Source organism: Geovibrio ferrireducens (genome assembly GCF_026226615.1).
In the GTDB taxonomy this organism is placed as follows: domain Bacteria; phylum Chrysiogenota; class Deferribacteres; order Deferribacterales; family Geovibrionaceae; genus Geovibrio; species Geovibrio ferrireducens.
Map to the genome: position 1 here is coordinate 229487 of NZ_JAJAPB010000004.1, position 26139 is coordinate 255625.

Below are 26139 nucleotides of genomic sequence, written 5' to 3' on the forward strand. Positions count from 1 at the left end.
TCCCCCGGACGCACATTAACGCCGTCAGAAGCCGAGGTATTTCACCTCTTCCTCAAGCTGAACGCCCGTTTCTTTCAAAACAATTAACTTAACTTCTTCAATCAGGTTCTTAATATCTGAACCGGTAGCGCCGCCGACATTAACAATAAAATTGGCGTGCTTCGCAGAAACCATAGCACCGCCGATGCGTTTTCCCTTTAACCCGCACCGCTCTATGAGTTCTCCGGCGTAGTGACCTTCAGGCCGTTTGAAAACAGAACCGCAGGAGGGGTATTCCAGAGGCTGCTTCTGCACCCTTTTACGGAGAATCTCCTTCCTTATACGCTCGCTTTCCGTCCTGTCCCCTTCTTCAAGGAGGAATTTTCCGCCGAGAACTATGCTTCCGCTCACTGCCGCGGTTCTGCGGTATGAGAAACCGGCCTCAGCACCCTTCACTGTGAAAACCGAACCGTCAGAACCGAGGAGATCTATCTCGTCAGTTAACATCCCGATTTCAGTTCCAAATGCACCTGCGTTCATAGCAAGAGCACCGCCCACAGTGCCGGGAATGCCGCTCATATTCTCGGCTCCGGTCATGTAAGATCTTATCGTATAAACGATCATTGAGTCAAGAAGAACTCCTGCCCCTGCATAAATTTTCTTATGTTTCTTTAAAATGTGCCGATTAAGATTACTGAGAACTATTACAAGATGATCCAAAATTTGATCTGAGATCAACAGGTTACAGCCGCCGCCCATTATAAAATGTTCAACCGATTTTTTTTTCGCCCAATCGAGACATTCAACTAATTCTTCAGTTGTGGACGGTTCGGCAAGAAATTTTGCCGTACCTCCGGTGCGGTAGCTTGAGTAATTTTTAAGTGATACGTTTTCTCGGATTCTCATTTGCTGATCTTTGTTCCTTCAAGGGCATCTTTGCAGAAGCATTTTCTGTTCACTGTGTATGAATCGGGCAGAGCACTGACGATCGCCTTGATCCTCTCTGTCGCTCCCTTCATGGTCTCCACCACTTCCACCGTTGTTAACTTGGCATCTGATGTGCCTGCGGCGTAATTGGTGATAATGCTCACATTGGCGTAGCATATCTCCTTCTCACGCGCCAGAGGAGCCTCCGGGAAGAGCGTCATCCCCACCGTATCGCCGCCTATGGAAGCAAAGTATTTTATCTCCGCTGCCGTTTCAAGTCTGGGACCGTTAGTGCAGATATACACACCGCTGTCTTTCACCTCAACCCCTGCTCTCTGCGCACTTTCGGTAAGCAGCGCCCTGAGCTCAGGACAGAAGGGCTCTGTGAAGTCTATGTGGTGAATAAGGCCGCCGTCATAAAACGTGTGCGCCCGCCCGGATGTCATGTCAATGGCATTTGAGGATATTACTATATCGCCGGGCTTCACGCCTTTTATTCCGCCGACCGCAGTGAAGGAGACAATGCGCTCAACACCCAGCTTCTCAAATCCGGCTATGTTTGCCCTGTAGTTTACGCTGTGCGGCGGAATGCCGTGACTGCGGCCGTGTCTGTTGAGGAAATAGAAGTCAACGCCCTTATAGCTGAAATGCCTGTAAGCATCGGAAGGAGCGCCCCACTCAGTTTCCACTGATTCCTCGCCGATAAACTCAAAACCTTCTATGTCGTAAAGTCCGCTTCCGCCAATTATGCCAAGTTTCATACAGTACCTTTTTCATTATTGTTAAATTCTTCCCGGAGAACTTTTTTAACGTAGAAAAAGTTCCCCGAACCCCTCAAAAAACCGAATCTGTTCATCCTGCCCGTTTCTGATACACGCAAACAAGCTGTTTCTCAAAGATTTGGTTTCTTTGGAAAGAGTTTGAGAAGACCTTTCTTTGCCATTAAAGAAAGGTTTTCTCAAGACAAAGCTTTCCTTAAAAACGACTATCTGACAATCTGAATCCGTACATCCTGCCCGTTTCAGATACACGCTCGCGCCTTGCAGAGCAAGGCTTCGCTGCGCACGGCGCATCCCCGTCCTTGGGGATGGTCAGCTTTTTTCTATTCTGATAATCCTGTCGCAGGAGTTTGCTATGCCGTCTTCGTGGGTGACGATGAGGATTGTCACGCCTTCATCGCGCATGAGGCGGATCATGTCCAGAACCTCGTCACTGTTCTTTTTATCAAGGCTTCCCGTGGGTTCATCCGCAAGGATAACCTTCGGGCTGTTCATCATAGCTCTTGCGATTGCCGTTCTTTGCTGTTCGCCTCCGGAGAGCTCAGCGGGAAAGTGCGTGATTCTGTTTTCCAACCCGACCTTGGTGAGCAGTTCCTTTGCTCTTTTGGCAGCGTCCTGAATGTTCATTCCGCCTATGAGGGCGGGCATCATTACGTTTTCCAGTGCGGTAAAATCTTCCAACAGGTAATGAAACTGGAACACAAAGCCAACATCCTTATTTCTGAACTGGTCAACCGCCTTTCCTTTAAGTTTGAGGATGTCCTCGCCCTGAAACATTATGGAGCCTGAGTCAGGCTTATCCAAACCGCCGATTATGTGCAGAAGGGTAGACTTGCCGGCTCCGGAGGGGCCGACTATGGCGAGCATTTCGCCTTTGCCCACGCTCATGTTGAAACCGCTGAGAACATTCAGTCTGTAGTCCCCTTTCAGGAAGCTTTTGTTAAGATCTATTATTTCGAGCAGACTCATCTAATCACGCCTCAATGCTTCTATGGGGTCGAGCTTGGCCGACTGTCTGGCGGGAAACAGACCCGCAACATATGTGATAACCAGTGCGCAGACCGTAACCACTATGAACACCGAGGGCTCTATCTTCACGGGGATTCTGTCCATGAAGTAAACATCCTCCGGCAGGCTTATGAGTTTGTAGTTTTTCAGCACGAAGCAGATAGTGTAGCCGATAACGTTGCCGAGCGCTGTTCCCACAAAACCAACCACGAGACCCTGACGGATGAAGATGCGGTATATGCTTTTTTCGGGTGCGCCCATGGCTCTGAGTATGGCTATGTCGCGTTTTTTATCCTTGACAGATACTGTGATCATGCTCACCACATTGAATGAGGCGACTATGATTATCAGTGTGAGTATGATGAACATGGCTATTTTTTCCAGCTTGAGGGCGGAAAAAAGGCTGCCGTTCATGCTTATCCAGTCCCTTGACCAGTAAGGAAAACCCAGTTCCTCTTCTATCTTTTTTGCGAGGGGGATTGCGTTTGAAAAATTATCCGCCTTTACGCTGAAGCCGGAGACTACATCAGTCATTCCGAAGAATTCCTGCGCCGCCTCAAGGGATATGTAGCCGAGGGAAGAGTTGTACTCATACATCCCCATGTCAAACCATCCGGCGACCTCAAAGTGTTTCATCTTCGGAACCATGCCGAACGGCCCCTTGCGCCCGAAGGGAGAGACCATCACCACATCATCACCAGCGCTGACCGCCAGCGAATGGGCAAGCTCCTTTCCGAGAACAATCTTCGGTTTCTCGCCTTTGTCAGCTATGTCCATAAATTCGCCGTCCTTCATAAATTTCTCTATGGAGGTAACGCCGAGTTCTTTTTCAGGGATAACACCTCGGATGATAACGCCGCTGACATTGTTCTGGCTGGTGACTAAAACCTGACTGAGGACAAACGGGGAAACACCCGCCACCTTGTCCGTCACGCGGATTTTTGCATCAACAAGCTGCCAGTCGCTGATGGGGGCAGCGTCAAGACGGTTTACGATTATATGCGCGTTTGCGCCGAGGATCTTGTTCTGCAAATTGTCGGAGAAACCGATCATCACGTTCAGAACAATTATAAGTGTCGCCACCCCCACCATTATACCGATTACGGAAATGGTGGAGATGAACGAAAATATACGGTTTTTCCTGCGGGAGCGCAGATAGCGCGTGGCTATCAGATTCTCCGTTTTCATATTATTCCCACTCGATTGTCGCAGGCGGTTTGGAGCTTATGTCATAGACGACACGGTTAATACCCCTTACCTCGTTTATTATGCGGTTGGAAATTTTGCCCAGCACATCATAGGGGATATGCGCCCAGTCCGCCGTCATGCCGTCTGAGCTGTAAACAGCCCTGATTGCGCAGGCGTTTTCATATGTTCTGCCGTCGCCCATTACGCCCACAGTATTTACAGGGAGCAGAACGGCGAATGCCTGCCATATGGTGTTGTAAAGGTTGGCGTTGTGAAGCTCCTCGATAAAGATGGCATCCGCCTGACGGAGAACATCGCATCTCTTCTTGGTGATCTCGCCCAGAACCCTCACACCCAGACCGGGGCCGGGGAAAGGGTGACGGCCGACCATCACTTCCGGAAGACCGAGCTTGCGCCCTACATCCCTTACCTCATCCTTGAAGAGCTCACGGAGGGGCTCCACAAGCTGAAACTTCATATCATCCGGCAGACCGCCCACATTATGGTGAGACTTAATAGTGGCGGAGGGGCCTTTGAAAGAGACTGATTCTATAACATCAGGGTACAGAGTGCCCTGCGCGAGGAAATCGAAATCGCCTATTTTTCTCGCCTCTTCCTCAAAAATGCGGATGAAGAGGTTGCCTATTGTCTTTCTTTTCTGCTCAGGGTCGGTCACGCCCGCAAGAGCAGTGAGGAAGCGTTCCTCAGCATCAGCCACCACGAGGTTTATTTTATAGTTTTCCCTGAATGTTTTTTCCACATACTCACGTTCGTTCAGCCTGAGCAGGCCGTTATCAACAAAAACGCAGACGAGGTTATCGCCTATTGCCTCATGGAGAAGCACGGCAACAACGGAGGAATCCACACCGCCGGAAAGCCCGCAGAGAACTTTTCTGTTCCCCACTTTTTCCCGGATGCGCTCAATCTCCGCCTGAATGAAGTTTTCCGTAGTCCAGATCTGTCTGCATCCGCAGATGCCCACAACGAAGTTCTCAAGGATAGTTTTGCCCTGCTCAGTGTGGGTGACTTCGGGGTGAAACTGGATTGCGTATATCTCGCGGCTGTGATGCTTCATGGCGGCGGCGGGGGCATTGTCCGTCTTCGCTACTATGTCAAAGTTTTCGGGCATTTTCTCCAGTCTGTCGCCGTGGCTCATCCATACGGTAAGCGTCCCGCTTCCTTCAAGCCCTTTGAAGAGGCTGCATGAAGGCTCATAGCTGAGAACCGCCCTGCCGTATTCCCTGTGGTTTGAGGGAGCGACAACTCCGCCGAAATGCTGTCCGGCAAGCTGCATGCCGTAACAGATGCCCAGAACGGGAAGCCCCATCTCAAAAACACGCTCATCAACCCTCGGCGCGTCCTCTTCATAAACGCTGGAAGGGCCGCCGGAAAGGATTATCCCTTTCGCCTCGAATGCCTTTATTTTCTCAAAATCTGCGTTGCAGGGGAAAATTTCGCAGTAAACATGAGCCTCGCGCACCCTGCGTGCGATAAGCTGAGTATATTGTGAGCCGAAATCAAGTATCAGCACTTTTTCCGAGTGAATGTCCATCGGTTACAAAACTCCTTTCAATGATTTTCCGCGCCCGGAACGGGCTGGTATAAGCCTTTAAAGTGGTTATGATAATATATTCTCGTGAAAAATACACTTAAAATATGCCCCAACCTGATTGACAAACTTTGCCAAACCCCCTATCTTTCTCTCAGGAGGATCACTTATGGCAACGATGAATGTTTCTCTTCCCGACAACATGAAGGAATGGGCTGAAACTCAGGTTAAATCCGGCAGATACAGCAATACAAGCGATTATGTCCGCGCACTCATAAGAAAAGACCTTGAGCTTGCAGCACAGAAAAAAACACTAATAAGAGCACTTGAGGCCGGAGAAGAAAGCGGAATATCAGACAGCACTCCGGACGATATTTATAAGTCTGCCAGTGCCGATGTATAAGCTGACTAAAGCTGCAGAAAAAGACATCTATGATATATTAAAGGATTCTCTGCTCCGCTTCGGCAAGGTTCAGACAGATGCGTACTTTTCTTCATTAAAGGAGTGCATGGAACTTATAGACGCAAATCCTCAAATGGGTGTGGATATTGAGTTTATCAGACATGGGTATTTCAAATTTCCCCATAAAGGTCATGTAATTTACTATACAAAGAAAAAAGAATATCTACTGTTTGTCCGCATCCTGCATAAAAGCATGGACGCGGATCAGCATGTTTAAAAGGATCCTTCGCTGCGCATGAAAACGTCATCCTGAACACAGTGAAGGATCTCAGGTGCTTAGGGATTCTTCGGCCTTGCCTCAGAATGACGTATCACAGCTTATATTACGTATTCACCCAGTAGTTGGGCGCTTCCTTCGTTAGCTGACTGTCACGGAAACGTCATCCTGAACACTGTGAAGGATCTCAGGTGCTTAGGGATTCTTCGGCTTTGCCTCAGAATGACGTATCACAGTTTATATTACGTATTCACCCAGTAGTTGGGCGCTTCCTTCGTGATCATAACGTCGTGAACGTGGCTTTCACGCAGGCCTGCGCCTGTGATCCTTACGAATCTGGCTTTAGCGTGCATATCCTCTATGGTTTTGCAGCCTGCGTAACCCATGCCGGAGCGTATGCCGCCCGTAAGCTGGTAGACAGTTTCGTTGAGCTCGCCCTTATAGTGAACCCTGCCTTCTATCCCTTCGGGAACAAACTTCTTCTCGCTCTCAGTTCCTTCCTGAAAATAGCGATCCTTGCTGCCCGCCTTCATTGCGCCCACTGAGCCCATGCCTCTGTAAACTTTGAAGCTTCTGCCCTGATACAGCTCTATATCGCCGGGAGATTCCTTTGTTCCCGCAAACAGTGAGCCTATCATCACAGTGGATGCGCCCGCGGCGAGGGCTTTTACTATATCGCCGGAATATTTTATACCGCCGTCGGCTATTATCGGAATACCGAGTTCCTTTGCCTTGGCAGCGCATGTCATAATCGCTGTTATCTGCGGAACGCCGACACCCGCAACCACCCTTGTGGTGCAGATTGAGCCGGGGCCGATGCCCACCTTAACGCAGTCCGCCCCGCAGTTGTAGAGCGCTTCCACAGCTTCGGGAGTTGCAACGTTTCCGGCTACAAGCTGAACATGGGTATAGGTTGATTTCACCCATTTCACCATATCCAGAACCATCTGAGAGTGTCCGTGTGCAGTGTCAACCACTATCACATCCGCCTTTGCTTCCACAAGAGCCGAAACCCTGTCCTTGTTGTCACCTGTTACTCCCACCGCTGCACCCACAAGCAGCCTGCCCATATCATCCTTAGCGGCGTTGGGGTATTTGAGCTTTTTATTGATGTCCTTGATGGTGATCAGCCCTTTAAGCTGGTACTGATCGTTAACCACGAGGAGTTTTTCGATCCTGTGCTCCTGAAGAATATCCTGAGCGGATTCAAGGTTTGCATCTTTTTCAAGCACGGTGACAAGATCCTTGCCCGTCATATACTCTGTAACCTTCGCACCGAGATTTTTAACGAAGCGAAGGTCTCTGTTGGTGAGGATTCCCACCAGTCTGCCGCCTGCCGTCACGGGCACGCCGCTTATTTTGTACTTGGACATAATAGCAAGCGCGTCCTCAACCGTTTTATCCGGCGAAATTGTAATGGGGTCTACTATCATTCCGCTTTCGGAACGCTTCACCTTGTCCACCTCATCCGCCTGCATTTCGATTGTCATGTTCTTGTGGATGAAGCCTATTCCGCCTTCCTGAGCCATAGCTATAGCCAGCTTTGCCTCGGTAACAGTGTCCATCGCCGCACTTACCAGCGGGATGTTGAGGGTAATTTTGTTTGTAAGCTTTGAGCTCATGTCAATGTCCTTGGGGAGAACCTCGCTGTGAGCGGGGATCACAAGAACATCATCAAATGTCAGAGCTTCCATCGCGATTTTATCGCCGTACATTTTGTTCACCGCCTGCTTTTATGTTTTGTTTTTCAATTTTTCAGTTCAGTTATATTCAGGGAAACTTTGTACAAAGTTTCCCTAATACCCTTCAAAAACTCACCGGTCAAAAAACGAAATTCGGTTTTTCAGGAAGAGCAAAGGGTTTCTCTGTTTATATTTCTCAGTAGCCCCAGTCACGGCTGTAGCGGAAGTCACGGCCGATCGTTCTCTGGCTCACTTTCGCTATGACGGGAATCTTGCGCTTGAATTGGTATCTCATTATCCTTTCTGAGATTTTCTGCACAAATTCCTCATCGAAGCCCATTTTGATCAACTCCGCTTTTCTGCGCCTGTTGTCTATCATTTCGTAAAGGAGCCTGTCCACATCCTTATATGTGAAGCCCAGCTCCCCTTCATCGGTCTGATCCGGCCAGAGGTCTGCGGTGGGCTGTTTCTTTATAACCTTATCGGGAATCCCCAGATATTCGGAAAGTTCCCATACCTGCGTCTTGTAGAGATCCCCTATGGGGTTAATGGCGCTGGCCAGATCTCCGTACCATGTGCCGTAGCCGAGGAGAAGCTCCGTCTTGTTGCTTGTTCCGAGAACTATTCCGTCGTGCTTTGCAGAACGGTCAAATATAGTGACCATGCGCATGCGGGCGAGAACGTTTCCTATACGGAGCTTGCTCATATCCTTATCACTCTCAATGAAGGGTTCCGCAAAAGGGGTTATGTCGGCTATTTCAAGGTTAATACCAAGAGCGCCCGCCACCAGTTCCGCGTCCGCCATGCTCTCCTTGCTGGAAAGCTTGTATGGAAGCCCGACACCAAATACCCTGTCCTTCCCCAGAGCCTCAACAGCAATGGCAGCGGAAAGGGCTGAATCTATACCGCCGGAGAGTCCGAGGACAACATTCCGGAGACCGATTTTCTCTGTTTCCTCTTTTACGAATGTGGTTAATATCTGCTTTGTGAGTTTAAGATCAAGCTTCATTTTCCGTCCCCTTTGAGATAGTCAAGGAGTATGTGAGATTTTTCGTCACGGAAGAAGGGGGAGTGTATTCTGGCGAGGCGTATATCTTCCTGTTCAAGCTCCACTATTCCCATGGTTTCCTCAAACTGCGGGAGTCTGGCTTTTCTGGAACCGAGAGCCGAATAAGCCTCCGAACCGCCCCAGAATGCCACGCCGTCCTCAACACCGACACGGTTGACATACACAAGATTAACGGTGAGCAGGCTGGCGGTATATTTGTTTGATGTCTGCCATATTGAGGCGGCTTCCAGCCCATCGCCCACAACTCCTCTTGCCGGGCTGTTGGAGGGAATGAAGATTGTCTGCACTCCCATGCGGCTCAGGATATAGATGGAGCTTGTATGGAGCGCATCCTCGCAGATGAGGATTCCGCACTTGCCGAGTGCGGTGTCAAACACGGAGAACTGTTTGCCGGCGGCGAAGTATCTCGCCTCCTCAAACATGGTGTAATCGGGCAGGTAGACCTTTTTATGGAGGTGAACCAGCCTGCCCTTTTCGGCATATGCGCTTACATTATAAAAAAGATTGTCCTCACCTTCGTAAACGAAGCCGAAGACAATTGATATGTCTTTGGAAAGGGATATTATTTTTTTTATCACCCTGTCGTCTGTCTTCATGGCTACATCACTGACATAGTCCAGCAGATAATACCCCGTGAGCGAAAGCTCAGGAAACACAATGCAATCGCATTTTTCCGAAACGGCCTTTTCTATATACTCCTCATGGAGCTTAAGGTTCTTGGCCGTGTCGCCCAGAAAGGGCTTTATCTGCGCCAGACAGATCCGCATTTATTCACCGTCCCTCACGAAAGTACCGCTTTTTCCGCCGGATTTTTTCATAAGGCGCACATCGCTTATAACCATGCCTTTATCCACTGCCTTACACATATCATAGATAGTGAGTGCGGCAACGGAAACGCCTGTGAGGGCTTCCATCTCTATGCCCGTCTTTCCGGTGAGCTTAGCGGTAACTTCTATTTCTATTTCACTCTTTTCGGTATCGGGATAGAAATAAACATCAACTGCCGTTACATTAAGCGGATGGCACATGGGGATCAGATCACCTGTTTTTTTCACAGCCATTATTCCCGCCACGCGGGCAACCTCAAAAACATTACCCTTTTCCATTCTGCTTTCCAGAACAAGTTTAAGGGTTTCGGGCTTCATGATTATGCGCCCTTTTGCAGTTGCTTCTCTCACAGTGTCCGTCTTGGCGGTAACGTCCACCATGCGGCTTCTTCCTTCCTCGTCAAAATGGGTAAAAGACATTGTATTTATACCTCTAATGGGGATATTGCTTAAAAAATTCGTCCACAGGTCTGCTGGACACTATATAGTCCCATATTCTGCCGCTTCCGCTGCGGATGTCATGCAGGTCGGTTTCAGTTCTTTCGACTGTATACTCCGCACTGTCCTTATAGTCCACAACTTTGCCGTTCTCAAACACGGGGACACGGAAAACAATTTTGTATGAATCGGCATCGTAAAGCAGCATCTTCATCATAACAATCTCGATGAATTTTGCCATAGTCTCGCTTAAAGGGTTTTCTCTCATGGAGGGGACAGGTTTTCCGGTTCCGTCCACCGCACAGTAAAGCACGTTAACTATGGCTGTGCCGTCTTTTTTTCTTCCTTCTAGAATTTTAAGGTTGGGAACTATGTTCTGCCTTCTGGAAAAGATCGATTCCCTGATCATCTGATTAAACTGGCTGGCCATGTTCATGATGTCAATCATGAATTTCTTCTCTATATCGCTTTTGGTGATATGCTCATCCTTAAGCTCATAGCGGAACTCCACCAGTTCGGAGCGGACATAGGCTTCCCTGCGGTTATAGAGGCGCACCTTGTACCAGTTCCCTTTTTTGGAAAGCACAATTATTTTGCTCCCTTTGGGAAGTTTGGTAATGACCGGGCTGTTGGTATCCGGCCTTTCACGAGCCATGACTCCTTCACCGGCGATGTGCCCCAGCGCTTCGAGGATTCCCTCGCGTTCGCCTATGTGCACCGGCTCAGCCGCATAAAGTCCGGCTGAGAAAAGCGTCAGAAGAAGAGTCAGGGCGAAAGCCCTAAACATTAAACCTGAAATAGATGATGTCGCCGTCCTGAACAATATACTCCTTTCCTTCCAGCCTCATTTTACCGAGTTCCTTGGCCTTTGCCATGGAGCCTGCGGTTTCAAAGTCGCTGAATGAGGTAACTTCCGCACGGATGAATCCACGCTCTATATCAGAGTGGATTTTCCCCGCCGCCTTCTGCGCGGTGGTTCCTCCGGTTACTGTCCACGCGCGGACTTCCTTTTCGCCCGCGGTAAAAAAGGTTATGAGATCAAGCAGTTTGTACCCCTGCGCTATCATAGACTGCAACCCTGAACGGTCAAGCCCCATGCTGGCAAGAAACTCCTTGGCTTCTTCCTCGTCAAGTTCCGCTATCTCGGATTCGATAGCGCCGCATATTTTAACAACAACGGCATTCTCCTTCGCCGCTATCTCACGTACTTTTCTCACATGCTCATTATCTTCCGCCAGAACCGCCTCATCAACATTGGCAACATACATTACCGGCTTTGAGGTAATGAGAGGGTATTCTTTAAGGGATTCGGTAAGCTCCTCAAACCCATCTATGCTTCTGATCATTCTGCCTTTCTGGATTTCAGCAAGGAGCATTTCAAGCTGTTCGGCGCGTCTTTTAGTTTCCTTGTCGCCGCCTTTGGCAGCTTTTTTATTTCTGTCCACCGCGCGTTCAACAAGCTCCATATCGCTGAGAAGAAGCTCGGTGTTGATTATCTCAATATCGCGCACAGGATCAACGCCGCCTTCCACATGCACAACATTAGGATCGTCAAAACAGCGCACAACATGCGCCACCGCATCCACCTGACGGATATGCGTGAGGAATTTGTTGCCGAGGCCTTCGCCCTGACTTGCGCCTTTCACAAGGCCTGCTATATCTATAAACTCGATAGTGGTAGCCACTGTTGACTGCGGCTTTATTTTTTCCACAAGAAAATCCATTCTTTCATCAGGAACCGGAACTATGCCCCTGTTGGGGTCTATGGTGCAGAAAGGGTAGTTTGCGCTTTCCGCTCCGGCTTTAGTAAGTGCGTTGAATATAGTGGACTTGCCGACATTGGGCAGGCCGACTATTCCGCAGTTGAAACCCATAATAACCTCATATTGTCTGCTTGCTTAAAGAACAATTATATTGCTACAAGTTTGAAAAAAAAGCAAAGAAGAGTTTAGTTTTCGGCATACGCCTTATAAAAAAAGGGCAGGCCTTTTCAGCCTGCCCCTCGTTACCGTAATATTCTGTCAGCTTATCAGCCCAGAAGAAGGGGGGCGATGATAAGTGAAACAATGCTCATAAGTTTTACAAGGATGTTCATAGCAGGGCCGCTTGTATCTTTAAAGGGGTCGCCCACTGTATCACCCACAACCGCGGCTTTGTGCTGGTCAGAGCCTTTCCCCGCGCTGTCCCACTCGCCTTTTTCGATTGCTTTTTTAGCGTTGTCCCATGCGCCGCCGGCATTAGACATAAGCAGAGCGAGAAGAACGCCTGTAACCGTAGCGCCTGCGAGCATACCGCCGAGAGCCTCTTTACCGAGAAGGAAGCCCACAACAACGGGTGCAAGAACCGCAACAACACCGGGGAGAATCATCTCTTTAAGTGCGGCAGCAGTTGATATGTCAACGCATGTTTTGGGGTCCGGCTTAACGCCTTCTTTTCCTTCAAGCAGACCGGGGATTTCCCTGAACTGACGGCGGATTTCATCAACCATCTGTCCTGCGGCCTTACCAACTGAAGTCATTGTCATAGCCGCAACGAGGAAAGGCAGGAAGCCGCCCACGAAAAGACCTATAACAACTATGGGTTTTGTTATGTCTATGCTGGTGATTCCGGCGCTGCTGGCATATGCGGCGAAAAGCGCAAGTGCGGTGAGAGCGGCGGAGCCTATAGCGAAGCCTTTACCGACGGCAGCGGTAGTGTTGCCGATCGCATCAAGGCTGTCAGTGATTTTTCTTACTTCGGGTCCGAGTTCAGCCATTTCGGAGATACCGCCCGCGTTGTCCGCGATGGGGCCGTATGCATCAACTGTCATAGTAACGCCCACTGTGGCAAGCATGCCCACTGCGGCGATACCTATTCCGTAAAGACCTGCTGAGGCGTTTGCAACGAAGATGGCAACGCAGATGAGGATTACGGGAATAACAACTGATTCAAGACCTACGGCGAAACCGTGGATAATGTTTGTTGCGGAGCCGGTTTCAGAAGCGTGAACGATTCTTTTAACAGGGCCTGCCGCTGTGTAGTACTCTGTAACAAGACCGATTGCGATACCTGCAAGCGTACCGGAAAGAAGAGCCCAGAACACGCCCGCTTTGATTCCGTACATAGCGATTACGAAGTAAGCGGCTATAAGGAAAAGACCTGCGCCGATGAATGTGGAATATCTGAGCGCAGATGCGGGGGGAGTGTTTTTAAGGAGCTTCATGGAGAAAACGCCCACAAGGGAAGCTATGAGGCCGATTACCGCAAGACCTATGGGGAGTGACATCATGTTTATTTTGAAGAGGTCTGAAGCAACGTCTGTCTGGCTGATAAGATTTATAAGCTCAGGAGAGGCTGTTGCGGCGATTGCGATTGTTGCAATTATAGACCCTACATAGGACTCGAAAATATCCGCGCCCATACCTGCGATGTCGCCCACGTTGTCGCCCACGTTATCAGCGATAACGCCGGGGTTCCTGTGGTCATCCTCAGGGATGTTTGCTTCAACTTTACCAACAAGGTCAGCACCCACGTCCGCAGCTTTGGTGTATATACCGCCGCCCACACGTGCGAAAAGAGCGATTGAAGAAGCGCCCATTGCAAAACCATTGATGTATTTTGATGTTTCGGGGTCGCCGAAAATCATGAACAGAATACCCACGCCTATGAGACCAAGGCTCGCAACTGAAAGTCCCATAACAGCACCGCCGTTGTATGAAACGGAGAGTGCAGCAGCCATTCCGCCGCTTCTTGCGGCTTCACTTGTTCTGACGTTGGCGCGTGTTGCGGATTTCATTCCGAAGAAGCCCGCTGCCACAGAGCAGAGCGCTCCGGCAAGGAAAGCAACTGCGGTGTAGATTCCGAGGCTGGAAGAGAACAGCATAAGTATAAAAACTATTGCGACAAAGAAAGAAAGAACTTTGTATTCTCTGCCAAGAAACGCCATGGCTCCATCATGGATCATGTCTGAAATTTCTTTCATTTTCTCATTGCCGGCGGATTTGCTCTTAACAGAGCTGTAAATCACATACGCAACAATAAGACCCACCACACCCAAAACCGGTGCGAGGTACATCATCATTGACATTTGGTCCTCCTTATTAATTAAATATGTTTCGGCATGAGCCGATTAACGGCTGTCACCGTTTAACTTCCGATACGCTTTATCAGTGTATAAATCCGCACATCCTGTCGGATTTATACACACGCTCGCGCCGTGATAAACACGGCTTCGCTTCGCACGGCGCAACTCCCTCCGTGGAGTTGGGGTTACGTCACATGCTCCTCAATGATTAAATATATTTAGCAGGAGGATAAGTTAATGTATTCTCCCTGTTCAAAACCTGCATCGTTTTCTCAGTTCGGTGCACGGTACATCCTGTCCGTTCATGATAGTTCGCAGAAACCTACTTCCTGTAGTTTCTGCTCACTCGCAGCCTGCGAAGCAAAGCTTCTTGCTGCTCTCGCTCGTTTGCGCTCCTCGCATTCGCTCCGGTGCGCACTCCGCGGGTACATCCATGTACCTTAATCATGACAGTTCGCAAAACCAAGTTCGGCTTCGCAAGGCGCAGCTCCCTCCTTTCTTAAAGGAGGGCGGGGGAGGATTTGAAGCAGGCTAAACCTGCTGAGTCTTATCCTGTCCTTCTTCCCCGTCGAAAACCGATTTGTTGTTATATGAATTCATGGCTGATTTCAGCCCGTTTCTCACGAGTGCTTCCGCTGCGTCCGTGCCCAGTTCAATAAACTTATCCAGCTCGGCATCGCTCTCAAACTTTCCGAGAACATGCCCCACGGTTTCGCCGCGTCTGCTTTTGCCTATTCCCATTTTCAGCCTGACGAACTTATCAGTGCCTATGAGCTCGATAATAGACTTTATCCCGTTGTGGCCGCCGCTTGAGCCGTCCTTACGGAATTTTATGCGCCCGAACTCCATATCAAGATCGTCCTGAATGACAATGAGGCTTTCGGCTTCGATCTTATAAAAACTCATAAACGGTGCAACGGACTGGCCGCTGAGGTTCATGTATGTCATGGGTTTGAGGATGAAGTGTTTTTCATCCGTGCGAAACTCGCCCCAAAGCCCCTTGAATCCATCCTTAAAGCCTGTTCCGAAACGTTCGGCGAGTCTGTCAGCCACCATAAAGCCCAGATTATGTCTGGTTTTGGCGTACTGGCTCCCCGGATTGCCGAGACCTACTATAAGCAGATTACTCATGCCCCATTTCAAACAGTGAGCTTATGCTCTCTTTATGCTGTATTCTGTTTATAGCTTTTGCAAAGATGCCTGCTACGCTGAGAACTGCTATTTTGGAGTTCTGTTTTTCCTTAACCAGTTCCACAGTGTCGGAGATAATCACCTTCTCCAGCACGCTGTTGGTTATCCTCTCCATGGCGGGGCCTGAGAGAACTCCGTGAGCAGCAGAAGCGATAACTGATTTTGCACCGTGCTTCATGACTGCGTTAGCGGCCTGAGTGAGCGTACCTGCCGTGTCTATCATGTCATCAATTATAATTACGTTTTTCCCTTCAACATTACCGATAACGTGCATAGCTTCCGCAGCGTTGGGAGCGCTTCTTCTTTTATCGATTATCGCAAGTGAGGTTCCGAGGAGCTTGGCGTATATTCTGGCTCTGGCCACGCCGCCCGCATCGGGGGAAACAACCACATAGTCCTCACCTTTCATTCCGTTGTCTATCATATATTTGACTATAACAGGCGAGGAATAGAGGTTGTCCACGGGTATATCAAAAAAGCCCTGAATCTGCCCGGCGTGAAGGTTCATGGTCATTACTCTGTTTATGCCGGAAGTTTCGAGAAGGTTTGCTACGAGTTTTGCAGTGATAGGTACTCTGGGTTCTGATGTTCTGTCCTGACGTGCATAGCCGAAATAAGGGATAACGGCTGTTATGGTTCCGGCTGAGGCTCTTTTAAGTGCATCAGTCATTATCATAAGTTCCATCAGGTGTTTATCAGTAGGGGCGCTGGTTGGTTGAACAACGAAAACGTCTCTTCCTCTTACGCTCTCATTAATTTTTACTCTTATCTCTCCGTCGCTGAAAGAGCCTACTGTGGCATCCCCCAGTCTTACGCCGAGTTCCGTGGCTATGCCTTGCGCCAGTGTTCTGTTCGCATTGCCCGAAAACAGAAGAAAATTCATCAACCTGCTCCTTTTATCCTTGATTTGAATACCGTGTAACCGGCAAATTTTTCTTTGATTACGGAATATGCGGACTCAAGCTGTTCATCCGTTCTGTAGACACCGAAAACAGTGGACCCGCTGCCGCTCATTAGGGCGCCTTCCGCGCCGGAATCAAGCAGGGATGTTTTAAGTACCTTCAAAACGGGGTGTTTGGCGAAAACCGCCGCCTCAAGCCCGTTCTCAAGCATGGCAGTAAGCTCCGCATAGCCCGCGACGAGGGGCATTCTAGACAGATCTGCCTTAGCCGTCAACTTCAAATTTCCGCCCCGGAATATTTCGCCGGTGGGAACATGTATGCCGGGATTAACCAGAAGAACGGGCGCACATGGCAGCTCCGCTTCGCTGACAATCACCTCTCCCCGCCCTTCGGCGTAGCATGGCTTGTCATGGAGAAAATACACTGTGTCCGAGCCTATGGAGCCCAGAATATCCGCCATATCAGTGTATGAAAGCCCAAGACCGGACAGGCTGTTGACTGCCTTAAGAAAGCATGCCGCATTGGAGCTTCCGCCGCCGAGTCCGCCGCCGGCGGGGATATTCTTGTTAAGGGTTATGCTGTATTCGTTCCGGAAGCCGTATTTTTCTGCGAGGATATTTTTCACTTTTATTATCAGATTGGATGAGTCAGCAGGGACAGAAGCCTCACTGCACCTGAGCTCAGTTTTTTCAGCTTCCTCAATCGTGATAGTGTCGTGCAGTTCTGTCTGGGCGAACAGGGTCTGGAGGTCGTGATAACCGTCCGCCCTTCTGCCGTTTATATGGAGAAAAATATTAATTTTCGCGAAGCTTTTTACGCTTATCAAGGTTGAAGACCTATTTCTAGAGTTTTTGCGCCGTTTTTTACTTTGATGAATGATACCGAAGCTCCGCTGTAGCCGTATTCATAAGCAACTTCACCAAGCCTGATGCTTCTGATCATCATATCGCTCCCCGCCTCTATCTCCGCATACGGTTTGCGGAAAATGTAGCCGTTTTCCGTCAGGGTCATATCATACGATTCGTCAGGTAAAGCGTAGGGGAACCGGAGTCCGAGGATCAGACCGTCCAGTCCGCGGTTTTTCATAAAAAGCCTTATCTTCTCGCTGCTTTCCACGCCTTTTTCATATGCCTTCACATCACCGTACCTGTATGTGATGTCGTAGATCACCCTTGAAAAAGCGCCGAGTATTTTCATATCGAACTCATCGGTGCATTTTTTGTCCAGAAGAGCGCGGAAGCGCACATCCTCATCCGTTGCAGTGTCGGTATATATCACGGATATACGCCCTTTGTAAGCGCAGGTCTGCCTGTTTTTTGAGGCGATTTCAGTGAGAACGGTATTTTTGTCCTGAATAAGGAAGTAATGCTTCGGCGCGCATGACACGCCGGACGCAATTATAAGAACAATAGCGGAGAGAAGCCTTACTGACCTGAGAAAAAGGGGGTTTCTATTTACCTTTGAGAATATCATCAACCGATTTGTTAATCTCCAGCCTTTCCAGAATAGCCTTCATATGGTCGCGGATCTCTTTTTCGTCAGGTGCTTTTCTGAGGGCACGTATCTGGTAGCCGTAAGCTTCCTCATATTTCTCAAACCTGTAGAGCACCCACGCCATGCTGTCAAGATAGGCGGGATTTTCGGGGTCTTTCGCCAGTGCGCTTTCTATAAGCGTGTAGGCTTCGTCAAGCTTTATGCTCAGATCGGCGTAGGTGTAGCCGAGAAAGTTCATCAGGGACGGATTGCCGGGATTAAGCTCAAGCGCATCCTTAAGCACTTCGAAACATTCGTCATATTTCTTCTGCTTCTCAAGCACAAGGGCAAAATCTATCACCAGCTCAACGGAGGAGGGGTTCTCCTCATAACCTTTTCTCAGCACTTCATATGCCTTTGAGAGGGTTCCCTTCTCTTTATAAAGCTCTCCTGTGATGCGGTAATAGTCAACATCGCGCAGGTCGGCAGGAATTTTTGTTATAACCTTAATGCCTTCATCGTACTTCTTATCCTTGAGGCTGATAAAGCCGATGCGTTTTCTTGCCTCGACATAATCAGGGCGTACTGCTATAGCCTTGCGGTAATACTTCTCCGCATCGGCGAACTTGTTCTCCATCTCGCTTATCACGCCCATGGAGTAAAAAACCTGAACATCGTTCGGAGCAAGTTCCGCTACCTGCTTGAAGTACACAAGGGCGTTTTTATAGTCGTCCGTGGAGTAGTAGATTCCGGCTATCTGCCTGAGAACATAGATTTTCTCACGTCCTTCAACCTTGGGGAGAATACGTTTGAAGATCTCAAGCGCCTTTGTGCTGTTGTCGGCGCGTTTGTAGATCTCAGCCAGTTTCAGGTCGGAGAGAACGAAGTCAGGACGTTTTTCAGAGAGGATGGAAAGGTATTTCACTGCCTTTTCATAGTCTTCCCTTTCTATATGTATCTCGGCGAGCCTTGCTGCCGCGCCGAGGTCTTCATCAAGTTCATATGCTTTCAGATAGTCACTTTCGGCTTCTGCCAGCATTCCTTTGTTTCTGTACAGGTTTCCCCTTTCCACAAGCACCCTTGCAGAAGGTTCCTTAATAATGAGCTCATCAAGGATCTGCATGAGGTTTGCCTCATCGTTCAGGATCTTGTAGAGATCAGCCATGAGGTAGAGATATTTTATGTCCCTTTCCTCTTTCAGGGCATCGGCAGCAAAAATTTCAGCCATGCCTGCATCCCTGTAGTGGAAAAGGTAAAGCTGCGCCATGGAGAAGTTAAGTTCGGCATCACCCGGAAAAACTCCCAAACCTTCGCTGAGCCTGTGTCGGGCGGTTTCGTACATTTGAAGTTTTATGTAAAGCTCAGAGAGTTTTATATAGATGTATGGGTCGTTCGCAGGTTTTTTGATTGTTTCAAGGAGAGAGGTCGCAGTGTCCAGATCGCCGTCATCAGCGGCATACAGCGCCTCAATGTAAACAGAGTCAACCTCTGCCTGTTCAAGGGCAGAGGCTGACTGATTTGCAAATGTTAATGTGAGTAAGAGAGTCAGCGGAATGAGAAAGCTTCTCATCCGAAATACTTCTCTATGAAGGCGGTTGTTATATCGCCTTTGATGAATGCGTGGTGCTCAAGTATGCGCTCGTGCAGGGGGATTGTGCTCTTTATGCCGTCTATGACGTACTCGCCGAGAGCCCTTCTCATCCTTGCTACGGCCATCTCCCTTGTTTTACCGAAGGTTATGAGCTTCGCTATCATGGAATCGTAATAAGGAAGAACGGTGTAGCCCTGATAGCAGTTTGAATCCACCCTTACTCCGAAACCGCCGGGGACAATATATCCGTCGATCTTTCCGGGGCAGGGGCGGAAAGTTTCGGGGTCTTCCGCATTAATCCTGCACTCTATGGCATGACCTATGATTTTGATGTCTTCCTGCTTTATGGTGAGCGGTTCGCCCGCAGCTATCCTCAGCTGAAGCACAACGAGATCATAGCCGGTGATCATCTCTGTCACGGGGTGCTCAACCTGAATTCTGGTGTTCATCTCCATAAAGTAGAAGTTTTCATTATCATCCACAAGGTATTCAATGGTTCCTGCATTCTCATAGCCGAGCGATTCAATGGCGGCTACTGAAATCTCACCCATTTTGTTCCTTGTGGCTTCGCTGATGGCTGAGCTGGGAGCCTCCTCCAGAAGTTTCTGGTGGCGTCTCTGGATGGAGCATTCGCGCTCAAAAAAGTGAAGACCTTTGCCCTTGCCGTCACCGAAGACCTGAATCTCGATGTGGCGGGGGTTTTCTATAAATTTCTCGATGTAAATTTCATCCGAATTGAAAGCGTTAAGGCTCTCTGAGCGGGCAAGCTGAAAGCTGTTGAGGAAGCTCATTTCATTGAGCGCAACCCTCATCCCCTTTCCTCCGCCGCCTGCGGAAGCCTTAATCATCACGGGAAAGCCGATGGCTTTTGCTATCTTAAGCGCCTCATCGGCGGAAGCCACGGGGCCGTCGCTGCCGGGAACAGTGGGAACGCCGAAGCCTTTCATAACGTCCTTGGCACGGGATTTATTGCCCATAAGGTCAATGTGCTCCGCTTTAGGGCCTATGAACTTGAACCCGCATTCCTCACAGATTTTTGCAAAGCTGGCATTTTCCGCCATGAAGCCGTAGCCGGGGTGAATTGCGTCCACATTAGCTATTTCGGCGGCGGCTATGATGCTTTTGATGTCGAGATAGCTTTTTGACGACTGGTACGGCCCTATGCAGACCGCCTCATCGGCAAAAGCGACATGAAGGGATTCCTTATCCGCCTCGGAGTAAACGGCAACAGTCTTGATGCCAAGCTCCTTGCAGGCGCGCAGAACCCTCAGCGCGATTTCACCTCTGTTAGCTACTAAAACCTTTTCAAACATTGCCTTATCCTAAAGTGGCTCTGCGATGAAGATTACTTCGCCGTATTCAACAGGTTTAGCGTTCTGTCCGACTTTACGCACTATTTTGCAGTCGAACTCGGCTTCAATCTCGTTCATGATTTTCATAGCTTCAACTATGCAGAGAGTCTGACCCTTTTTAACAGTGTCCCCCTCTCTTACAAAAGCCTCTGCTCCGGGTGAGGGAGCTTCGTAGAATGTACCCACTATGGGTGTTTTTATCTCAACCTGATTGCCTTTCAGCCCGGAATCCTTGCTTTCCGCTGCGGGTGCGGGAGCAGCGGGTGCTGCCGCTGCGGCGGGAGCAGGTGCATATGCGGCTGCGGGAGCGGCTGCAAATACAGGTGTATCGTCTTTTTTAGAGATGTAAATTCTTTCCCCGTTTTCTGTTTCGTATTCAAATTCTTTAATTTCCGACTTGTCAATGAAGCGTATCAGTTCCCTGATGTCTTTAAGTTCCAAAGTCTTCCTCCTATCTGGCAGACCTTACTCTTTCCATGTAAGTGCCTGTCCTTGTATCAATTTTAAGAACGTCCCCTTCATTAATAAAAAGAGGAACCTGCACAACGCCGCCTGTGGAAACAGTGGCAGGTTTGGAGCCGCCGCTCACAGTGTCCCCTTTGAGACCGGGGTCAGTCTGTGCAACGGGAAGTTCCACGAAGTTGGGAAGCTGCACTCCCATAGGTTTCTGGTTGAAAAGGAGCACATAAACATTGAGGTTTTCGGGCATAAAGTCCGCAAGCTCACCCACATCACCTTCGGGTACAAACACCTGTTCGTATGTTTCGTTGTCCATAAAGACGTAAGATTCGCCGTCTTTATAGAGGTACTGCATCTCTTTTTCCTCGAAGTCCGGCTGTTTTATTTTTTCGTCAGACTTGTAGGTTCTTTCTATAACGTTGCCTGAAAGAAGGCTTTTGATCTTGGTACGGACGTTGGCTCCGCCTCTGCCCATTTTTATATGAAGATACTCGACGATAGTGTAAGGTTCACCGTCAACTTCTATTTTTGCGCCTTTCTTAAACTGGTTGGGGGTAATCATCGGGCTTCACCTCTGAAGGATTTTATAAACGTAGTCTTCTAGCACAGCGGTAAGATTTTCACAACTGTTTTCACTTACAGCCATTGTGTCTTCAAGCCTTACACCGAAGCGGCCGGGAAGATAAATACCCGGTTCAACGGTGAGCACCATGCCCTGCACGAGGACTGTCTCATCACGGAAATTGAACGAGGGGGCTTCATGTACATTTATGCCCACACCATGTCCGAGACCGTGGTTAAAATACTCTCTGTAGCCCTTTTTCTCGATGTAATCCCTTGCTGCCTTATCAACGTCCGCGCACCTTATTCCGGGGCGTATCACAGCCTTTGCGGCATCCATTGCCCCTTTGACAATGTCGATTATCTCAAAAACAAATGGGTCGCTTCCGTCATAAACCACTCTTGTTATATCACTGCAGTAATGAAACCTGCATCCGTAGTCCACGGTAACCGGATCCCCTGAGTTTATGACCCGTGTGTCGGCAGTGCCGTGGGGCAGTGCACTTCTTTCGCCGGAGGCTATTATCGTCTCGAAGCTTCTGTCCTTCGCGCCTCGTTTACGCATGTTATATTCTAAAACTGCCGCCCATTCGGTTTCGGTCATACCGTAGCGCCACTGTGAAAGGGATTCCCTGAACGACTCCCCGGCAGCCTGAAATGAACGGCTGATAAGCTCGATCTCCTGCGGTTCCTTCACGCTGCGCATGAGGCTCACAAGGTCTTTGCCGTCGATAAGCATCTCCTCCGCGCTCTCATCCATCATACTGTAAAGGTTCAGCGGGCACTTGGGGCTTACGGTGAGCTTACCCGTCTGTCTGGCCAGTTCAGAGAGTGATGTCCCGTAGGTTTTGACTATGACTGCTTTTATATCACGGCTGATTTCGGTTTTGATCTGTTCGGCGTATCTGCCGTCGGTAAAGAAAACTGTTTTCTCCGGCGAAACAAACAGGTAGGCAGTGCTGCCCGTGAACCCGGTGAGGTAAAAAATGTCCGCGGGATCTGTTAGCAGAAGATTTTTCACATCTGACTGCTTCATCAGTCCGAGAAGACGCTCTATGCGTTTCATTTCGGTTCCGACATGAAAAACTCAAGGGCAAGAGCATAGGACATCCAGCCGAAACCGGCTATCACCCCTTTTGCTATGTCACTGAGGTATGACTTATGCCTGAACTCCTCTCTGGCGTACACATTGGAGAGGTGAACCTCCACAAAAGGCATCTTCACCGCAAGGAGCGCGTCCCTTATCGCTATGCTGGTGTGGGTGTAGGCTCCGGCATTTATTATGATTCCGTCAAAGCCGGATGCCTGATGTATGCGGTCGATGATGGCTCCTTCATGGTTTGACTGAAAAAATTCCAGTTCAGCCCTTCCGTCCGCTCTTTCTATGAGTCTGGTATTGATTTCTGTGAGGGTGTGCGTTCCGTAAAGCGCGCTTTCCCTTCTGCCGAGCATGTTAAGGTTAGGTCCGTTTATTATAAGCAGCTTCATTTTTCCTCCTTCGAGGGCTGTTTTCTTTTTCTGGCTTTGTTCAGGACACAGGCAAGAGTGTTCTCCAGTGTTTCCACCTGCGCCTCAATCAGCATTCTTTTGGCTTCCGCCAGCTTTTCCTGCGGCGTAAGCTGTTTAGGTTCCGGCTGAACAGGTTCAGGCTCTTCGGTTTCTTCTGGCTCAGGGGCAGGCTCCTCTTCCGGCTCAGAAACGGGCTCAGGTAACAGCTGAATTTCCGGTTCCTGTTCAGGTTCCGGCTCCGATTCCGGAAGCTCTGCTGTTGACGGTTCCTCCGGTTCAGGCTCATAAACCTCGCTGAACTCTTCCTCCGGCTCCGCCGGAGTCTCCTGAGGTTCGGCAAAAGTCACTTCCTCCATTTCTGGAAGGATGTGTTCCTCAGCTTCGCTGTCTTCTATTATATCCTTTTTATAATCAGAAACTATCTCATCGCCGTATGAAGATGACCCTAAGGATGAAAGAGCGTCTCCGATGAATGACATAACTGCGTCATCCTCCGCCTTTGCTATCTCCGCGGCGAAGTCATCAAGCCCGATGGGTGCGTCAATATCCGCCTCTTTCCTGTCGGGTATTTTCTCATCGATAACATCGGAGAGAATATCTTCTTCATCAAGGTTAACTATATCACCCTGAATCTCTTTTCTCTTTATCTCCTCATCCACACTGGCAAGAAGGTTTTCCCTGATCTCCTCTTCGAAGTCCTCCCTGCCGAAATCATCCATATCAAAGCCTTCTTCATCCTCAGTGCTTTTCTCGGAGATTTCCTGAAAGGTCTTCTCTATTTCATCCTCAGCTATTTCCTTGTCTTCGTAGGTATCGTGCGCGAGTTCAGTTTTCACCTCATCCGCAAGCTCACTCGCCATATGCTCCACAAAATCGCCGTCTCCGTCAGGCAGGTCAATATCTCCGGCTTCCTGAAATCCGTTTTCCAGAAGGTTTTCAAGCTCTATAATATCCTCTTCGAGCCTTCTGTCCTCCGGCGAAATCTTATATGCCTTGCGGTAATACTCAAGTGCGCGGGGGATGTCGCTCTCGGCGCGGTATATATCGCCCATGAGCTTGTTCGCCTTGTAGTTGAAACGGTTTACCAGAATAACCTGCTTCAGAAGCCCTTTCGCATCCTCCACTTTCCCTTTGCCCATGTAGGCCTGAGCCATGACTGTTTTCGCTCCGAGAAACTCAGGAAAATGCTCCAGCCCGTGGGCGCAGTAGTATATAACATCATCATATTTATTGAGTTTCAGCAGGGCAACGGAAAGAGGCATAAACAGCTTTGAGGCCGGATCCTCCTCCAGCTTGCGGGAGAAATATTCTATGTCATTAAGATATTTGGAACGGTTTATTTCGTCCATATCAGCCGAAAAAGTCCTTTACCGTGTCTGTTTTTATTCCGCTCACCCATTCGCCTTTGCCTATCTCAGGTGCAAAAACCACCGTGAGCCCCTTCTTATCTGCCTTTTTATCGGCTGACAGAGCGGAGAAAAAGACCTCCGGGTCGTTTATTTTATATTCCTTTTCAAATCCGTAAGCATCCAGAATCTCACCCAGACGGCTTACAGATGCCTCAGAGCAGTAGCCCTCCCTGAGCCCGAACAGGTTTTCCAGATACATGCCCGCAGCCACAGCGAAGCCGTGCTTAACGGTGAAGCCCGAATCGGTTTCGATTGCGTGGCCGAAGGTGTGGCCGAAGTTGAGGAGCTTGCGCACACCCTGCTCCTTCTCATCCTCTTTAACCACTTCCGCCTTCATCCGGCAGCACTCGGCTATTACATCAAGGAGCACATCGGCATTACGCTCAAGCAGTGCATCCCTCTTTTCCAGCAGCATATCAAAGAAATCACCGCTGAAAATAGCCCCGTACTTTATCACCTCGGCAATACCGTTCAGGTATTCGTCATCATCAAGGGTTCTGAGAAAGTCAGTATCTATATAAACCGCCCCCGGCTGATGGAAGGCGCCTATGTTGTTTTTTGAGGTGAGAAAGTTTATCCCCGTTTTTCCGCCGACTGATGAGTCCACCATGGAAAGAAGAGTGGTGGGAACCTGAACATAACTTATTCCGCGCATATACGCTGATGCGGCAAATCCACCGAGATCCCCAGTTATTCCGCCGCCGACAGCAACAAGCCTGCCGTCTCTTCTGCATCCGTTATCGTGGAGAAATCCCAGCACCCTGATAAAAGATTCCATGCTTTTGTTTTTTTCTGAGGCATCCAGAACAAGAGTCCTGCGCCCCTGAAAAAGCTCCTCATAAAATGCGTATACAGTGGAATCCGCAAGGAAGAATGCATCCTCGTAACCTGTCAGCACATCCTCTATGAAGTCTGATGACAGCTGTATATCGTATGAGTCATCCACCTGTTTTTCGAGTTCCACACGTATCTTACGCATTTTCCACAAACCTTATTATCTCTTCCGCCGCATCCTCCGGGCTGAGCTCGGTGGTCTCGACTATATAATCCGTATTTATGTAAAACGGAGCCCTGTCATAAATAAGCCTTTTTATCTCGTCCAGCGGGCTGTCCACATTAAGAAGCGGTCTGCCGCGGTCATCCTTTATCCTTTCAAAAATCTGCTCAGGGGAGGCCATAAGCGTAATCAGTTTTCCGGCAGAGCGCATTATCTCCATATTCCCTTTGGTGACAACTATTCCGCCTCCGGTGGAAACAACGAGGTTCCCTTTTCCGGTTATCTCCTTAAGGATTTCAGTCTCCATAACGCGGAAAGCATCCTCATCCAGATCCTCGAAAATTTCTGTGATTGTCTTTCCCGCTCTCTTTTCCACCATAGCGTCCGTATCGCAGAACTCCATGCCCAGCCTGTCAGCTAGAAGTCTGCCCACTGTGCTTTTCCCTGTTCCCATGAAACCGATTAAATATATATTTTTTTTCATAAAGACCGCCCTCAGTTTACTT

At 49.1% G+C, this 26139-nt stretch carries 27 protein-coding genes; 2 read left to right on the forward strand and 25 right to left on the reverse strand.

The window, feature by feature from the left end:
• Nucleotides 1-24: 24 nt before the first annotated feature.
• The 5 genes from murB to guaA all read right to left on the reverse strand — a co-directional run bounded on the left by murB (nucleotide 25) and on the right by guaA (nucleotide 5433).
• Nucleotides 25-885 (reverse strand): UDP-N-acetylmuramate dehydrogenase, encoded by an 861-nt coding sequence (gene murB, locus OSQ85_RS06375; RefSeq protein ID WP_265822006.1) that lies wholly within the window; start codon nucleotides 883-885, stop codon nucleotides 25-27.
• A complete protein-coding gene (locus tag OSQ85_RS06380) occupies nucleotides 882-1667 on the reverse strand; it encodes an S-methyl-5'-thioinosine phosphorylase (protein WP_265822007.1) in 786 nt (261 codons plus the stop codon). The genes murB and OSQ85_RS06380 overlap by 4 nt, the downstream gene beginning before the upstream one ends.
• A gap of 330 nt (nucleotides 1668-1997) precedes the next feature.
• Nucleotides 1998-2654 (reverse strand): ABC transporter ATP-binding protein, encoded by a 657-nt coding sequence (locus OSQ85_RS06385; protein WP_265822008.1) that lies wholly within the window; start codon nucleotides 2652-2654, stop codon nucleotides 1998-2000.
• Nucleotides 2655-3881, reverse strand: coding sequence for a lipoprotein-releasing ABC transporter permease subunit (locus OSQ85_RS06390; RefSeq protein WP_265822009.1), 1227 nt, complete (start codon nucleotides 3879-3881; stop codon nucleotides 2655-2657).
• 1 nt (nucleotide 3882) lies between these two features.
• A complete protein-coding gene (gene guaA / locus OSQ85_RS06395) occupies nucleotides 3883-5433 on the reverse strand; it encodes a glutamine-hydrolyzing GMP synthase (RefSeq protein ID WP_265822010.1) in 1551 nt (516 codons plus the stop codon).
• A 166-nt stretch (nucleotides 5434-5599) separates the two neighbouring features.
• Between guaA and OSQ85_RS06400 the strand changes: the two genes are divergently transcribed.
• Nucleotides 5600-5833 (forward strand): type II toxin-antitoxin system ParD family antitoxin, encoded by a 234-nt coding sequence (locus OSQ85_RS06400; protein ID WP_265822011.1) that lies wholly within the window; start codon nucleotides 5600-5602, stop codon nucleotides 5831-5833.
• Nucleotides 5826-6110, forward strand: coding sequence for a type II toxin-antitoxin system RelE/ParE family toxin (locus OSQ85_RS14120; RefSeq protein WP_407649321.1), 285 nt, complete (start codon nucleotides 5826-5828; stop codon nucleotides 6108-6110). Before OSQ85_RS06400 ends, OSQ85_RS14120 begins: the two co-directional genes overlap by 8 nt.
• A gap of 242 nt (nucleotides 6111-6352) precedes the next feature.
• On the opposite strand, the gene guaB is transcribed toward OSQ85_RS14120, so the two are convergent.
• From guaB to OSQ85_RS06500, 20 genes are all read right to left on the reverse strand, one after another.
• Nucleotides 6353-7825, reverse strand: a complete 1473-nt coding sequence (gene guaB, locus OSQ85_RS06405; protein ID WP_265822012.1) for an IMP dehydrogenase — start codon at nucleotides 7823-7825, stop codon at nucleotides 6353-6355.
• Nucleotides 7826-7988: 163 nt separating this feature from the next.
• Nucleotides 7989-8801, reverse strand: coding sequence for an NAD+ synthase (locus OSQ85_RS06410; RefSeq protein WP_265822013.1), 813 nt, complete (start codon nucleotides 8799-8801; stop codon nucleotides 7989-7991).
• Entirely contained in the window at nucleotides 8798-9628 is an 831-nt protein-coding gene (locus OSQ85_RS06415) for a nitrilase-related carbon-nitrogen hydrolase (protein WP_265822014.1), read from the reverse strand. Before OSQ85_RS06415 ends, OSQ85_RS06410 begins: the two co-directional genes overlap by 4 nt.
• Nucleotides 9629-10108, reverse strand: a complete 480-nt coding sequence (moaC, locus tag OSQ85_RS06420) for a cyclic pyranopterin monophosphate synthase MoaC (protein ID WP_265822015.1) — start codon at nucleotides 10106-10108, stop codon at nucleotides 9629-9631.
• A 13-nt stretch (nucleotides 10109-10121) separates the two neighbouring features.
• On the reverse strand, nucleotides 10122-10913 hold the full coding sequence (locus OSQ85_RS06425) for an SH3 domain-containing protein (RefSeq protein ID WP_265822016.1): 792 nt from the start codon (nucleotides 10911-10913) through the stop codon (nucleotides 10122-10124).
• On the reverse strand, nucleotides 10906-12000 hold the full coding sequence (gene ychF / locus OSQ85_RS06430) for a redox-regulated ATPase YchF (protein ID WP_265822017.1): 1095 nt from the start codon (nucleotides 11998-12000) through the stop codon (nucleotides 10906-10908). The genes OSQ85_RS06425 and ychF overlap by 8 nt, the downstream gene beginning before the upstream one ends.
• A 155-nt stretch (nucleotides 12001-12155) precedes the next feature.
• The gene (locus OSQ85_RS06435; RefSeq protein WP_265822018.1) at nucleotides 12156-14192 is read right to left on the reverse strand and encodes a sodium-translocating pyrophosphatase; all 2037 of its coding nucleotides are present in this window, start codon (nucleotides 14190-14192) and stop codon (nucleotides 12156-12158) included.
• 528 nt (nucleotides 14193-14720) lie between these two features.
• A complete protein-coding gene (gene pth, locus OSQ85_RS06440; RefSeq protein ID WP_265822019.1) occupies nucleotides 14721-15320 on the reverse strand; it encodes an aminoacyl-tRNA hydrolase in 600 nt (199 codons plus the stop codon).
• The gene (locus OSQ85_RS06445; protein WP_322874088.1) at nucleotides 15313-16263 is read right to left on the reverse strand and encodes a ribose-phosphate pyrophosphokinase; all 951 of its coding nucleotides are present in this window, start codon (nucleotides 16261-16263) and stop codon (nucleotides 15313-15315) included. The genes pth and OSQ85_RS06445 overlap by 8 nt, the downstream gene beginning before the upstream one ends.
• A complete protein-coding gene (ispE, locus tag OSQ85_RS06450; RefSeq protein WP_265822021.1) occupies nucleotides 16263-17108 on the reverse strand; it encodes a 4-(cytidine 5'-diphospho)-2-C-methyl-D-erythritol kinase in 846 nt (281 codons plus the stop codon). The genes OSQ85_RS06445 and ispE overlap by 1 nt, the downstream gene beginning before the upstream one ends.
• The gene (locus OSQ85_RS06455) at nucleotides 17105-17758 is read right to left on the reverse strand and encodes a hypothetical protein (protein WP_265822022.1); all 654 of its coding nucleotides are present in this window, start codon (nucleotides 17756-17758) and stop codon (nucleotides 17105-17107) included. The genes ispE and OSQ85_RS06455 overlap by 4 nt, the downstream gene beginning before the upstream one ends.
• Complete coding sequence (locus OSQ85_RS06460; protein WP_265822023.1) at nucleotides 17733-19325, reverse strand: tetratricopeptide repeat protein; 1593 nt, start codon at nucleotides 19323-19325, stop codon at nucleotides 17733-17735. The genes OSQ85_RS06455 and OSQ85_RS06460 overlap by 26 nt, the downstream gene beginning before the upstream one ends.
• Nucleotides 19322-20659, reverse strand: coding sequence for an acetyl-CoA carboxylase biotin carboxylase subunit (gene accC / locus OSQ85_RS06465; RefSeq protein WP_265822024.1), 1338 nt, complete (start codon nucleotides 20657-20659; stop codon nucleotides 19322-19324). Before accC ends, OSQ85_RS06460 begins: the two co-directional genes overlap by 4 nt.
• Nucleotides 20660-20668: 9 nt before the next feature.
• A complete protein-coding gene (gene accB / locus OSQ85_RS06470) occupies nucleotides 20669-21139 on the reverse strand; it encodes an acetyl-CoA carboxylase biotin carboxyl carrier protein (RefSeq protein WP_265822025.1) in 471 nt (156 codons plus the stop codon).
• 10 nt (nucleotides 21140-21149) lie between these two features.
• The gene (gene efp / locus OSQ85_RS06475; RefSeq protein ID WP_265822026.1) at nucleotides 21150-21719 is read right to left on the reverse strand and encodes an elongation factor P; all 570 of its coding nucleotides are present in this window, start codon (nucleotides 21717-21719) and stop codon (nucleotides 21150-21152) included.
• A gap of 6 nt (nucleotides 21720-21725) precedes the next feature.
• On the reverse strand, nucleotides 21726-22784 hold the full coding sequence (locus OSQ85_RS06480) for a M24 family metallopeptidase (RefSeq protein ID WP_265822027.1): 1059 nt from the start codon (nucleotides 22782-22784) through the stop codon (nucleotides 21726-21728).
• A complete protein-coding gene (gene aroQ / locus OSQ85_RS06485; RefSeq protein WP_265822028.1) occupies nucleotides 22781-23206 on the reverse strand; it encodes a type II 3-dehydroquinate dehydratase in 426 nt (141 codons plus the stop codon). The genes OSQ85_RS06480 and aroQ overlap by 4 nt, the downstream gene beginning before the upstream one ends.
• Entirely contained in the window at nucleotides 23203-24576 is a 1374-nt protein-coding gene (locus OSQ85_RS06490) for a tetratricopeptide repeat protein (RefSeq protein ID WP_265822029.1), read from the reverse strand. Before OSQ85_RS06490 ends, aroQ begins: the two co-directional genes overlap by 4 nt.
• A gap of 1 nt (nucleotide 24577) precedes the next feature.
• Nucleotides 24578-25615, reverse strand: a complete 1038-nt coding sequence (gene aroB, locus OSQ85_RS06495; protein WP_265822030.1) for a 3-dehydroquinate synthase — start codon at nucleotides 25613-25615, stop codon at nucleotides 24578-24580.
• On the reverse strand, nucleotides 25608-26117 hold the full coding sequence (locus OSQ85_RS06500) for a shikimate kinase (RefSeq protein WP_265822031.1): 510 nt from the start codon (nucleotides 26115-26117) through the stop codon (nucleotides 25608-25610). The genes aroB and OSQ85_RS06500 overlap by 8 nt, the downstream gene beginning before the upstream one ends.
• Nucleotides 26118-26139: the final 22 nt, after the last annotated feature.